This is a genomic window from Vibrio sp. Vb0888, assembly GCF_033338835.1.
Classification (GTDB): domain Bacteria; phylum Pseudomonadota; class Gammaproteobacteria; order Enterobacterales; family Vibrionaceae; genus Vibrio; species Vibrio alginolyticus.
This window is the reverse complement of sequence record NZ_JAWOTL010000005.1, coordinates 60250-73029: the sequence shown is the minus strand read 5'-3', so window position 1 is coordinate 73029 and position 12780 is coordinate 60250. Positions and strand designations below refer to the sequence as shown.

Sequence of the window (12780 nt, the reverse complement as noted above, 5' to 3'; positions counted from 1 at the left end):
AGATCTACATTCCTTATAAAAGCATTCCGTTTTGTGAACTACTGTACAACTAGTGATGTGTGCTACTATTCGCCTCCAACGCATTTGAGGCCCGTATGCTGACCAGTAACATTCAAAAATCGATTCGTAATAGCTATCAAAACCTTCAAGATCAACTTGATAACTTTGTGCCTAGAAGAGCACAAAACTACCTTGTTGCAGAGATTGCAAAAACGCTGTGCGGTCAGTATCACAAATCTAACCGAATACTCGTTGCAGAAGCAGGGACTGGAATTGGTAAATCGCTCTCTTATCTAATGGCGACCATTCCCGTGGCTGTACATAACAATAGGAAAGTGGTTATCTCAACGGCGACCGTCGCTCTGCAAGAGCAGCTCATAAACAAAGACCTCCCTCTTTTTCGTCGGATTACCGACCGAGAGTTTTCTTTTATTTTGGCAAAAGGCCGTCAACGCTATTGTTGTGCAGAAAAGCTCGCCACTGCTAGCGGTGCTGATGGTGGCCAGTTAGCCATGTTTGAAACCAAACCTAAGCAAAAAGATATAGAGCTGTTAGAAACAATGCATCGCTCTCTTGCGCAAGGTAAATGGGACGGTGACCGTGATTCTTGGCCTAAACCCATCGACGATAAGCTTTGGGAACTGATTGTCAGTGATAAACACAGTTGCAATAACAGTTTACCAGGCCACCGCGGCTGCCCATTCCAAAAAGCGCGCTCAGAGTTGGATAAAAACGATGTCATCATTGCTAACCACTCTCTCGTCATGGCAGACGCAGATTTAGGTGGCGGCGTGATTTTACCTGAGCCAGAAAATACAATATACGTCTTCGACGAGGCACATCACTTACCTCACGTCGCTCGTGACCATGCTTCAGCATCTGCGAGTTTAAAAGGCGCGGCAGCATGGCTTGAGAAGTTAAATCAGTCGATTAGTAAGTTTTCATCACTCGCAGACGAGAAACGCGTAGCTCGATTTCGCAACGACCTTCAAGACGCGGTTCAGAACTTGATACCGGCACTGACTCAATTGCCCAAACAGTTCGACCCAGCTCAATTTGAAGAGGGTATCTACCGCTTCGAACACGGTGAACTACCTGAGTGGTTAGAGAACCAATCCAAAGAACTAAAACAGTTCAGTAAAAAAGCAAATCAGAGTGTGGCAAAAATTGCCGACCTTATTGCGGAAAGAGTAAAAGACGGGGAGCTTGCGACAAGGTTGGCTGAACCAGCGCTTGCAGAGCTCGGTTTCTACATTCAAAGGTTAGAAAACCTAGCGCAAGTATGGCATTTAATGGCTGAACCAACTCGTGAAAAAGGTGCGCCTTTAGCTCGCTGGTTAGAAACCCACCCCGATCGCGAGGGTGATTTCATTATGAGTGTTTCGCCACTTGAAATTGGATGGCAACTCGACCAACAGATTTGGAGCAGATGTATTGGCGCCATTTTGGTTTCCGCAACGATGCGTGCATTAAACTCTTTCCATTACTTTTGCCATCAGGTTGGTATTGATGGAAAACCAGAATCAGGCACTCAGTTTTTAGCGCTTGCGTCACCATTCGATTACCAAAACCAGGCAGAATTACTCATCCCTGCGATGAAATATGAACCACCAGCGCCTCAATTTACTGAATATCTTATTGAGATCTTGCCTAAGTACTTGGAAGACAAGAAAGCCAACTTAGTATTATTCTCATCCTATTGGCAGATGAACCTAGTCGCGAAGGCACTCTCTTCGGAGTTCATAAAAAAAGGCTGGGCGTTGCAAGTTCAAGGTGAAAGCTCACGTCAAGAAATTCTAAAAAAACATAAAAAGTTAATAGAATCAAATAAAACCAGCGTCTTATTTGGTACTGGCAGTTTCTCTGAGGGGCTAGACTTACCTGGCGAATTACTTGAAAACTTGGTGATTACAAAAATTCCATTTGGCGTTCCAACCTCCCCTGTTGAGCAGGCTCATTCCGAATACATTGAGAAAAAAGGAGGAAACCCGTTTATGCAAATAACTGTACCAGACGCAAGCAAAAAGCTGATCCAGAGCGTAGGTCGCTTACTGCGTAAAGAGAGAGATTCTGGTAGAGTAACGATTCTTGATCGACGCCTAGTCACTAAGCGATACGGACAAGCCTTAATCGACTCACTACCTCCATTTAAACGTAAAATAGAATATTAGAAGAATCACCATTTATGGAAATGATTGAGCCAACCATGCTGTTGGTGTTGGCGCTTGTCGCTTTTGTCGCTGGATTTATTGATGCAGTTGCCGGTGGTGGTGGCATGCTTACCGTACCTGCTCTACTGTCGCTGGGCTTGCCGCCTCATATTGCACTAGGCACCAATAAACTTGCCGCTACCTTTGCTTCTTCTACTGCGGCATTTACGTACTACAAAAAACGTCTATTCAAGCCTCAATGCTGGCGGCGTGCATTCGTGGCGACACTCTTCGGAGCGACATTAGGTACGCTATTTGTAGATGCGATTAGTACGGATTGGCTGGAAAAAGGATTGCCGCTTGTTATTTTGGCGGCAGCGTTGTATACCGTTTTTCATAAAACGCCCCACTCTGCTCATCAAAGTCCAATACCCGAGCCTTGCCCAAAACTTCATAAAAAACAGTACATGCAAGGCTTATCCATAGGATTCTACGACGGACTCGCAGGGCCTGGAACTGGGGCTTTTTGGACAGTAAGTTCAATGGCGCTGTACCGACTGAATATCTTGCTCGCCTCTGGCTTAGCAAAAGCAATGAACTTTACCAGTAACTTTACCTCTTTGATCACTTTTGCATTCCTCGGACACATCAACTGGGTGCTAGGCTTAACAATGGGAGTATGTTTAATGGCTGGTGCTTTTGTTGGCGCGCACTCCGCTATTAGATTTGGTTCTAAATTCATTCGTCCTGTATTTGTTACTGTCGTCAGCATACTAGCCATTAAATTGGCTTATGACGCATGGTTTGTAGGCTTGTCATGAACATTTCTCAACTCCAGGAAAATCTAGAACAAATGGCGAAGCAAGCCGCTGTTCTTGACCGTCAAAGAGGCGAACATCATGTTCCGCTTTTTGATGAGCGTTTATTTGGTTGCCGCTCTCGCTTACTTACTCCTTGCGTAAAAGAAGCAAAAGCCACGCTGGATGCGATTGTGCGTGAGCAAAATGAAGGTAAGCTCACCGCTTTGCGTGCTGAGTACCTCACTGAACGGTTAGTGGCGCAAATCGGTGCAATTCAACGCGAGATTTCTACCACTAAAATTCGTAAGAATGAAATCAAACATAGCAGCCATTTCCGCAAGCCTATCAACGTGCTTTATCAGGAACTCGCTCAACACCAAGAGTGGGCAAGACGCTTGCGCGAGATGGTGTTAGAAAAAGAACGTGCTGTCGAAAGCGCTCCGAGTTTTATGCGTGCCGACGCTCAAAAAGTATTACTAGCAACCGAGCAACGTTTAGCGCGTTGTGAAGCAGCACTTCTTAAGCTAGAGAACCAAATTACACATAGGGAAAAACATCAATAATGGCTGACCAACCAACCTCGCCTTTAGATGACGCACCTGAAGAGATCAAACTGGCTGTCGATTTAATCTATTTGCTTGAGAGCAATGAGATAGATCCAGAAGTTGCGCTTAACGCTTTAAAGATCGTGCAAAACGACTTAGAAAACAAATTAAAAGCAAAGTAGCTCAGAGCGTTTCAATCCTTTCACCGAGACTCATTTTCAGTGCTCTTACACAATGATACTATTCATAAAAAAGTACGCCCCCAAAAGGATAAATAATGAAAGTAATCAGCTTTAACATCAATGGACTACGTGCGCGACTGCACCAACTCCAAGCGCTAATCGACAAACACCAACCTGATGTGATTGGTCTTCAGGAAATTAAAGTTCACGATGAAGCATTCCCGATTGAAGCTGTCGAAGCCATGGGCTACAAAGTGTATTTCCATGGTCAAAAAGCACATTACGGCGTAGCAATGCTTTGTAAGCAAGAGCCTCTACACGTACAAAAAGGGTTCCCGACGGATAATGAGGAACATCAAAAGCGCATGATCATGGCAACGTTTTTAAATGAAAACGGCGAAAAGGTCACTGTGCTAAACGGCTATTTCCCTCAAGGGGATAACATCAGCCACGAAACCAAATTCCCATACAAGCGCCAATTCTATAAAGATCTGATGACCTACCTAAACGATCATCACAATAACGACGAGCAATTGATTGTTATGGGTGACATCAACATCAGCCCTATTGATGCAGATATCGGTATCGGCGAGCCAAACCGTAAACGTTGGCTAAAAACAGGTAAATGTTCATTCCAACCTGAAGAGCGCGAATGGTTGAAAACCTTACTAGACTGGGGCTTTGTGGACACCTTCCGTAAGCTATACCCAGAGGTGAACGATCAATTTTCGTGGTTTGACTACCGTTCTCGCGGTTTTGATGATAACCGTGGCCTACGAATTGATGTCATTTTGGCAACCCCTTCTCTAGCGGAAAAGTGTATTGAATCTGGTATCGACTATGAGCTTCGTGGTATCGAGAAGCCTTCAGATCACGCACCAATCTGGTCAACATTTAAGTAATATATTGCAAAGCTATAAGCGAGACTCAACGCTAAGCTTAGTCCAATAAAAAGGGAGACTCAGTCTCCCTTTTTCATACAAATTACCATTTAATCACTGATTCAGCGGCCAAACCGTTTGACCATCAATAGTTATCGGTGTTTGAGCAAATTCGTTCAGACAGTAGCCTGTATTACTACTTGCAAAGTAAGTGAGCGGCATCGGCGGTAGATTCAGCTCCACAACCTGCTGTTTCGCTTTTTCTGTGAACGAGAACCCCCACATATCGAGATAGCTAGTCATATCTCGCTGAGAGATGTAGCTCAGAGCAATAAGCAACCAGTCGCTGTTCGAGATGCTATTTGCTTCTTCCCGAGAGTAGTTGGCAAAACCAATGCTCAATCGTCTCTCATCCCAAAGCGCGTCATCCGATTTTAAGCGGTTAAACTCACGTTCAATCAGGTGCAAGCGCGCCAATAAATGCCAACCACTTTTAAGCACACCTTCATGCTGCGCCGCCATCATAATTTGAATGTAAACACGAGCGCCCCAACTCCAACTGGTTTGATTTTGCGCAGCCATGTATGCGTTTGGATCCGCTTGAGTTCGGCTAGCTTGCAATAATTCAAACTGGCCTTTGAAATCCAAGCTTTGGCAAGTTGAAACTTTTCCCGTATTCTGGAAGAAACGAGACTTACTGTAATACGAGTAGTAATTGGTCGTTGAATGCCCTTCCCAGCCTGAAAATCGGAATCGACCTTTTTCTAAACCATGACCAAGCTCATGTAAATCACCGTGACCGAGTGGGCTGAATGACCAATAAGCATCGTAAGGGTTACCCGAACAACCATAACCACACGTCGCTTGGTCGGCGTTCATGTGCTTCACTATATCAATATTGGCGATTTCCCAACCTTGGTTTTGGGCGTATTGAATAATTTCAGGCACTTCATCTATGCCCGGCCCTTGGAAACCTGCCAGCACATGCGGGTAGTTGTGAACATATTCTTCTGTTGCAAGCGCCATTTCCGAAGGGGTAGACCACATTTCATCGTTGACCGACTCCAACATTTTGTCGCGCTTTGAGTGTACTTCAAACCCAGGAGTGATCAGCTCAGCCCAATCGAATAAATTGGCTTCTAACTGTTGAATAAAAGCGTCGTTGTCCTTCTCACTTCTCCATACAGGGTGTTGCGCTACATGGCTAAATGTTAGAGCTACTGGCACATCATTATTGTTAAAGTGAACCTGGATAGGCCCGCCATAAGGTGAAGTCAGCGTGATGGTTTCACCCGGCTTCACCTCATAGGCGAAAGAAGTCAGCATTTTTGGTCGCGTGTATCCATCTTTGCTGAACTCATGAGTTGCGCCACTTCTTAAACTGTTGATGACAATTTTAGTCGTCACTTCATTACTGTCATTGCGCGTGACCGTAAAGGTCTCCCCAGGAAGCGCATACACACCAGCAGAGCGGAAATTACGCTTTGATTCCATATTAATAGTTGCGCTGATTCTCTTTACTTCAGGGCTAAACTCACTACGGCTGAAGTTCCCCATATTTGGTTGTTTTGGGTTTACGCTTCGGCTGTTGTATTGCACGTAATCGGCAAAGTACGACTTTAGGAATTCGGTCGTTTGGGTTGACTGTTTGTCCATTGGGAAGACAACCGTTTGACGATAATGATCAGCCAGCAATACCATGAGTTTTTCGTATTGGTAGCCGTCTTGATTAAACAAATCTACTTTTTGTTCATCAAGCTTTTTCAACCGATGGCGAATACTGTTTGCCCCTGCATAAAATTGACTTTCCATATTCGCAGTGTCAGGACAAGATTTGTCCTCACACTGTGACAAGTCAACATTGAAGTTTTGAGATTCAAAACGAGACAACAGCGCTTGTTGCGTAGCAACAGAGTCTGGCACGAAGTTCATGAGTGATGAAGGCGCCCAATCAACCAAGCCTAACTTACGCCAATAGTTATCTCCCACATAATCAACATGGAATTTTTCCAAAATGTCTCGGCCAAGTTCAGTTAGTCCTCCATCCCAATGCAGGTATAGAACAGGAATTTGGGCTTGCTCAGCGTATGCCAGAGCATCGAGTACTTGTTGGTTGGTGTCGCCAGATTGCAGATGCTGTGACAAGATCAATAAGTTTGGAGTATTGGTTTGCAAGCAGCTAACTAGCTTCGAACCATCGCATAGGTTGGCCTCGTTAAACGCCAACTCTTGTGAAACATTGTCTTTCAGCCAATTCCGAGTCGCTTGCTCATCCGGAAAGTAATAAGACTGGTCCATTTGCGCGATGACGACGTTTGAAGTAACTCCGCCCGACAACCAAGTGACCAGATTACTTAACCATTTCGTCATCGCTGCGTTGGAAGAGTCGGGAAAACGTTGTGCCGTTCTAAATGGGTTACTCCCTAATAGTGCGTAACGTTGACCATTAGACTTTTCCCCGGCAACGCCAATTGACATAGCTTGATCTTTGTAACCGCTTACCATGGCCTTATTGGTCATCAAGATGGTGTCGTTGAAGCCATACTGAGGTGCCAAGATCGCGGCATCATGGGTTGGATCCCAATAAAGACCTGAAAGGTTTTTCGCAATTGCAGATTTGATCGTATTCGACTGCATCTTGTGAGCTTCCACAACCTGACGACTTTCACGAATGAAATCGCTCGGGTCAGAAACGAGCAGTGCATTACCAGTTTCAAGAGCTTGTTGAACTGGAGCTGGCGTTGGTTTTACTTGAGCATTAGGTTGTGATTCTCCCTCTCCCCCACCACATCCTGTGGCTAAGGCGGCAATGCCCAACGATAGAATTGTTTTTTTCATTTTTACTTACTAAACAATGAGTTTACCGAATGTTAATGTAAGTTAATGAATAATAAGAAAGAGTCTTTTACATCGGCTGGAAAAATAGGAATGAAGATAACAAAATTATCAAAAGCAATAGCACCCATTCCGGTGCTATTGCCTCTATTGATAATTAGCTTAAAGGACGCAGATAAGCTAAGAAACGCTTCTCTGCCACTTTGAAACACCACAAGATCATAAACGTCAGTGCCATGTAGAACAGCCCCGCCGTCAGGAAAGACTCAAATGGTGCATAGTAGCGCGAGTTAACTAGACGCGCAGCACCAGTTAAATCCATGATGGTAACGATGCCCGCGACTGCACTTCCGTGCAGCATAAATATGACCTCGTTTGAATAAGCTGGTAATGCTCGACGCAATGCACTCGGCAAGATAATACGTCTGTATGTCATAAACTTACTCATGCCATACGCTTTCGCTGCTTCCACCTCACCTTTCGGCAAACCATTAATCGCACCACGAATAATTTCTGCGGTGTAAGCCGATGTATTAAGAATAAAAGCGACCAAAGCACAGAACCAAGCGTTCTCCCACAAGGTATCTTTCACAGGGAAAAACTGATCCATGCCGTAGTAAATCAAATACAGCTGAACCAATAGCGGCGTTCCACGGAAAAAGTAAATGAATCCCCAAGAAGGTAAGCTTAGAGCGTAATTGGTACTATTGCGTGCCACGGCTAATGGGATAGAGACACACAAGCCAATAACCAACGCTAATCCCACTAACCAAACTGTTGTCCAAAGTCCCTGAAGATAAGTTGGAAAGCTTTCAATAATCAAAGAAAAGTCCATAACTTACCTCGCATGAATACTGAACTTACGCTCAACAAGCTTGAGTAGCCCGGTCGAAACGCTGGTAAAAAATAGAAAGATGAGCGCGACAGCCATGTAAAAGGTGAACGGCATTTTGGTCGTACCTGCTGCCAATGAGCTCATTCTCACCATGTCATCCAGACCAATAATGGAAACTAACGCAGTGGTCTTAAGTAACACTAACCAGTTATTACCAAATCCAGGTAATGCATGACGAATCATCTGAGGAAGCAAGATTCTTCTAAACGATAAAGCAGAGCTCATCCCATAAGCTTTCGCCGCTTCTAATTCACCCTTGTCCACCGCCATGATCGCTCCACGAAAAGTCTCCGCCATGTAGGCGCCAAAGATAAAACCAATCGTGAGTACACCAGCTATAAATGGGCTGACATCAATATAATCAGGTAAGTAAGACGTCCATTCATGGTTTGGATCACTCGAGGCAAACCACTCGTTGAGCGTTTCGTTGATGGAGTAAAGGCTGTTATTTAAAAGTATTTGTCCACCAAAGAAAATTAGCATCATCAGAACCAAATCTGGAATGCCGCGAATGACGGTGGTGTAAAGAGTGGCAATCGCCCTTGCCCATTTGTAAGGCGCTAACTTAGCTAATGCGCCAAGCATGCCTAAGACCATGGCGAGAATGAGTGAAAGCACTGCAACTTCTATTGTTACTAAAGCTCCTTTCAAAATCGAAGCTTCGTATCCTTGTAAATCTAGCATAGGTGAGTTCCTAATCCCTAAACTCAAAAAATCGACCGTTGACTACTTCTAGGAACAAGCCAACGGTCGCTTAATTACGGTTTATTCACCGTACACATCGTAGTTAAAGTATTTACCAGCAATTTCTTGGTAAACACCTTTCTCACGTAGTGAAATAATTGCTGCGTCGAGTTTCTTCGTTAGATCTTTGTCTTGTTTACGAACAGCGATACCCATACCTTCGCCAAACCATTTTGGATCGGTTAACGATGGTCCAACAAACTCATAAGCTTCTCCACCTGCTTTGTTGATCACACCCTCTTCTAGAGCAGAAGCATCACCTAAAACAGCAGCAATTCGACCATTTTCTAGATCAAGATACGCTTCATCAAAAGAGCCATAACGCACAATTTCAACATCATCGCCGTAGTTGTCAGTTAAGTACTTGTCATGTGTCGTCGCACGTTGCACGCCAATTTTGACATCTTTAAGATTATCAAAATCTAGACCCGCACCTTTCTTAGCGATAAATTTATTTGGAATTTGTGCGTACTTGCCAGTGAAATCGACTTTTTTCTTGCGCTCTTCAGTGATAGACATTGCTGCGATGATGGCATCGTACTTACGTGCAAGCAGAGAAGGAATAATACCATCCCAATCTTGAGCGACGATTTTGCACTTCACTTGCATCTCTTCACAGAGTGCATTTGCCATGTCTACGTCAAAGCCTTTTATTGAGCCATCAGTTTCTGTCCAGCTAAACGGAGGGTAAGCACCTTCGATACCAAAGCGAACTGTTTTCCATTCTTTCGCTTGGGCAACACCTGATACTGCCGTTGCAGCAATCGTTGCTGCTAATAACCACTTTTTCATTTCCATACTCCTGTGATTGCTATTTTATTTCGTTTTGTTTGTTGTGTTGGCTTAGGAGGCAATAGTCTGCCGCCTAACAAATATTAGTAAATGGATGAGATAAACTGCTGTAATCGTTCTGAATCCGGGTTTGTAAATAGCTTAGCTGGATTTCCCTGTTCTTCCACTAAGCCTTGATGTAAAAACATCACATGGTTTGATACGTCACGCGCAAACGCCATTTCGTGCGTGACCACCAGCATAGTTCGCCCTTCATCTGCCAAATCTCTCATTACCCCCAGAACTTCTCCTACAAGTTCTGGGTCAAGCGCAGAAGTTGGCTCGTCAAACAACATCACCTCTGGGTCAACTGCTAGCGCACGGGCAATAGCTGCACGTTGCTGCTGGCCGCCAGATAAGTGCCCAGGGTAATAATCTTTACGCTCATACAAGCCTACTTTCTTAAGCAAGACTTCTGCATTTTCAATCGCTTGAGCTTTTGGCACGCCTAAGACATGAACAGGCGCCTCAATCACGTTTTCTAGTACGGTTAGGTGAGACCAGAGGTTGAAACCTTGGAAAACCATTGCCAGGCGTGAGCGAATACGTTGGACTTGCTTTTCATTAGCAGGAACAGATTCACCTGCTCTGTTGTTCTTCATTTGGATTAATTCACCATTTACCCAAATTTCGCCCGCGGTAGGCGTTTCTAGCAAGTTGATACATCTGAGAAAGGTACTCTTACCTGAGCCGGAAGAGCCAATGATGGAGATAACATCTCCTTTGTGCGCGGCAAGTGAAATGCCTTTTAAAACTTCATTTTGTCCAAATGTTTTGTGCAGGTCTTTTATATCTAGCGCTGGTACATCATTCATGCGCCCTACTCCCTGTGTTTTTGTCACTGCAATTAAGGGACTCCGCCCTCTCTAATTCGGAACAAATTAGCACCGCCCTTTGAAACTTGCAACAAATTATTAACCTAAATAATTCGAATAGAAAGATACGATAGACAAATTAATATGCAATATATAGCAACATATTCTTCAAAAGTTGAATATTAAATATAAAAAAGCCCCTTTCAAAGGGGCTTAATAAATTTACAAAAGTGTTAATTGAAACCTATTCGAGGTCGCAATGAATTAATTAAAACGACTGACTACCAACGAGTTTGAAGTACGTAATGTCACTTCATTTTCTAAGCCTTCTTTTTCAGAAGTAATGATGCCATCTAGGTCTTCATCTAGTTCAGGCTCTGACGCTTCACCATTGGAGAAGAAGCTCATGAAAACTTTAGAATCAATATTACTATCTTCATTCACTACTAAAGCAGTGCGATTAAAATCGTCCGAAGCTGAAACCTTCAAACCGTTAACGGCCGATGTTGGGAAGTTGTAGTAATGCAATTCAGGAACAACAACAAAATCACTATCACTTGTTGTGAAAATGCGATGTGTGACTCTGTAGTCGCCTGAAGTTGCAAAGTAAGCGACACGAGTAAAGCCTTCAGTAGACGATGTTAAGCCCATGTCCAGATCAATCACGGACTCTGCACTTCCTTGCGTTGATACACTTGGTTTTGTGTTCGGCAGGTTATCAATATTTAAGTAAGCACTCGGATCAACGTCAATATCCCATCCGTCAGAGATCGTTTCGTTAAGTAGAGACTCCCAACCATTAACTTGATTCTCTGAGAACGCCATGTATACCCAAGTTTCTTTATTCGTTGCACTAGGGCGATTATATTCAACGGCCGTTTTATCCAGCTTCAACGCGTCATATGCAAAGCCGTTAGTAACAAAGCCAATATTAAACGAGTCGTAAGTATAGTCAGAAGACGAATAAATGTTTGACGTATTATCCGCTCTAACTAAGGCTATCTCACCAGTTCCCCACGAACCAATACCATATTGGTAAAGCGCTTTGTCGCTTGAACCTGATTCATACTGAAACAATGCCGTTGGTTCACCTTTAAGCCCCATCAGTTCATCAGTAGGCAACATATCAGGGTTCGGAGACGTGAAAATATCGGTTTGCGAGACAAAGTTGTAATCTCCGCCACCTGATTCAGCGTTTCGGTAATCTAAGTTAGTAAACTTATTGCTTGCTAAGTTACCGCCAGTAAAGCATTTGTTCAAAGAGTCTCGGTTTAGTGCAAAAGTAGCATTACGTAGTTTCTTATCTTGCAAGAACTCTTTTGAAAACGTGTTTACGCGAGCTTCTTTGCCGTTAAATTCTATTGCTTGAAACGTTACAAAGCCGCCGTCAGGGATATCTTCAAGATAAAACTTAAAGTTATCAGTGGTAGGTTTGATAATGTCTCCGGATCTTTTGCCATCGGCATCAGAGTAGTAACCGATAACATAGTTGGTCACTTGCTCTTTTGACGCTGCACTATAGGTTAAAACCGTTTTATCGCCGTTCAGCTCAGTTTTGTGGTCATATACAGTACAACCTTTCGTAGTTGCTTCACTTTCAGTCATTGTTGCTGGTATAGCAAAATCAAAAGTAAACGCAGTTTTCGGCGCTGCACCACCGCCACCGCCGCCACCGCCGCCGCAACCGACCATTAACCCTGAGATGATTGCCACTAGTGGCAGTACTTTAAGCTGTTTCATGTCTTTTTCCTAAACTGAGCGGCAATGATTAGCCAAAAAATTGTCTTTGCTCTGTCCAAAGCAAGAATAAAGCCAGCTTTATATAATCATCGTGAATATTGACATTTAATCTGCATCTCGTGCAAAAGGACAAAAAGTTCTAATTTTATGCAACTTGTGTAATGAAATTACACAAGATCTCCGCATCTCATTCGCATGCCAGAAACTTTCTGTAGTTTTATTTCACAACCATTCTTAAAGTGATCTAAATCAATCACCCTAAATGGCTATCTTGCTAGACTCCTGCCAAAAGATGAGGCTTTTTTTGTGCCTCAACACAATAAGTTATTAGCTATGCTTAGGCACAGTATCGACGTGTAACA

The 12780-nt window shown here is 43.7% G+C and carries 11 protein-coding genes; 5 read left to right on the top strand and 6 right to left on the bottom strand.

Annotated features, from left to right (window positions below):
• The first annotated feature begins 95 nt into the window (after positions 1–95).
• The 5 genes from dinG to xthA all read left to right on the top strand — a co-directional run bounded on the left by dinG (position 96) and on the right by xthA (position 4579).
• Positions 96–2171 carry an ATP-dependent DNA helicase DinG gene (dinG, locus tag R7P72_RS09325; protein ID WP_005378425.1) on the top strand — a complete coding sequence of 692 codons (2076 nt, stop codon included), beginning with the start codon at positions 96–98 and terminating at the stop codon, positions 2169–2171.
• A gap of 14 nt (positions 2172–2185) precedes the next feature.
• Entirely contained in the window at positions 2186–2971 is a 786-nt protein-coding gene (locus tag R7P72_RS09320; protein ID WP_005378430.1) for a sulfite exporter TauE/SafE family protein, read from the top strand.
• Entirely contained in the window at positions 2968–3513 is a 546-nt protein-coding gene (locus R7P72_RS09315; RefSeq protein ID WP_005378431.1) for a primosomal replication protein, read from the top strand. The genes R7P72_RS09320 and R7P72_RS09315 overlap by 4 nt, the downstream gene beginning before the upstream one ends.
• Complete coding sequence (rsmS, locus tag R7P72_RS09310; RefSeq protein ID WP_005378432.1) at positions 3513–3677, top strand: pleiotropic regulatory protein RsmS; 165 nt, start codon at positions 3513–3515, stop codon at positions 3675–3677. Before R7P72_RS09315 ends, rsmS begins: the two co-directional genes overlap by 1 nt.
• A gap of 95 nt (positions 3678–3772) precedes the next feature.
• Positions 3773–4579, top strand: coding sequence for an exodeoxyribonuclease III (gene xthA, locus R7P72_RS09305; RefSeq protein WP_005378433.1), 807 nt, complete (start codon positions 3773–3775; stop codon positions 4577–4579).
• A gap of 93 nt (positions 4580–4672) precedes the next feature.
• On the opposite strand, the gene R7P72_RS09300 is transcribed toward xthA, so the two are convergent.
• From R7P72_RS09300 to R7P72_RS09275, 6 genes are all read right to left on the bottom strand, one after another.
• Entirely contained in the window at positions 4673–7396 is a 2724-nt protein-coding gene (locus tag R7P72_RS09300; RefSeq protein WP_005378434.1) for an ImpA family metalloprotease, read from the bottom strand.
• Between the two features lie 154 nt (positions 7397–7550).
• A complete protein-coding gene (locus tag R7P72_RS09295; RefSeq protein ID WP_005378435.1) occupies positions 7551–8228 on the bottom strand; it encodes an ABC transporter permease in 678 nt (225 codons plus the stop codon).
• A gap of 3 nt (positions 8229–8231) precedes the next feature.
• Positions 8232–8972 (bottom strand): ABC transporter permease, encoded by a 741-nt coding sequence (locus R7P72_RS09290; RefSeq protein ID WP_005378436.1) that lies wholly within the window; start codon positions 8970–8972, stop codon positions 8232–8234.
• 81 nt (positions 8973–9053) lie between these two features.
• Positions 9054–9824 (bottom strand): ABC transporter substrate-binding protein, encoded by a 771-nt coding sequence (locus tag R7P72_RS09285; protein ID WP_005378437.1) that lies wholly within the window; start codon positions 9822–9824, stop codon positions 9054–9056.
• Positions 9825–9907: 83 nt separating this feature from the next.
• Positions 9908–10678, bottom strand: a complete 771-nt coding sequence (locus R7P72_RS09280) for an ABC transporter ATP-binding protein (RefSeq protein ID WP_005378438.1) — start codon at positions 10676–10678, stop codon at positions 9908–9910.
• Between the two features lie 264 nt (positions 10679–10942).
• Positions 10943–12418, bottom strand: a complete 1476-nt coding sequence (locus tag R7P72_RS09275) for a 54K polar flagellar sheath protein A (protein WP_318110452.1) — start codon at positions 12416–12418, stop codon at positions 10943–10945.
• Positions 12419–12780: the final 362 nt, after the last annotated feature.

Excerpts from the sequence above, each read along its gene's own strand:
- rsmS (WP_005378432.1), top strand. The coding sequence starts at position 3,513 with ATGGCTGACCAACCAACCTCGCCTTTAGATGACGCACCTGAAGAGATC.
- R7P72_RS09295 (WP_005378435.1), bottom strand. The coding sequence starts at position 8,228 with ATGGACTTTTCTTTGATTATTGAAAGCTTTCCAACTTATCTTCAGGGA.
- R7P72_RS09315 (WP_005378431.1), top strand. The coding sequence starts at position 2,968 with ATGAACATTTCTCAACTCCAGGAAAATCTAGAACAAATGGCGAAGCAA.
- R7P72_RS09300 (WP_005378434.1), bottom strand. The coding sequence starts at position 7,396 with ATGAAAAAAACAATTCTATCGTTGGGCATTGCCGCCTTAGCCACAGGA.
- R7P72_RS09320 (WP_005378430.1), top strand. The coding sequence starts at position 2,186 with ATGGAAATGATTGAGCCAACCATGCTGTTGGTGTTGGCGCTTGTCGCT.
- R7P72_RS09290 (WP_005378436.1), bottom strand. The coding sequence starts at position 8,972 with ATGCTAGATTTACAAGGATACGAAGCTTCGATTTTGAAAGGAGCTTTA.
- xthA (WP_005378433.1), top strand. The coding sequence starts at position 3,773 with ATGAAAGTAATCAGCTTTAACATCAATGGACTACGTGCGCGACTGCAC.
- R7P72_RS09275 (WP_318110452.1), bottom strand. The coding sequence starts at position 12,418 with ATGAAACAGCTTAAAGTACTGCCACTAGTGGCAATCATCTCAGGGTTA.
- R7P72_RS09280 (WP_005378438.1), bottom strand. The coding sequence starts at position 10,678 with ATGAATGATGTACCAGCGCTAGATATAAAAGACCTGCACAAAACATTT.
- dinG (WP_005378425.1), top strand. The coding sequence starts at position 96 with ATGCTGACCAGTAACATTCAAAAATCGATTCGTAATAGCTATCAAAAC.
- R7P72_RS09285 (WP_005378437.1), bottom strand. The coding sequence starts at position 9,824 with ATGAAAAAGTGGTTATTAGCAGCAACGATTGCTGCAACGGCAGTATCA.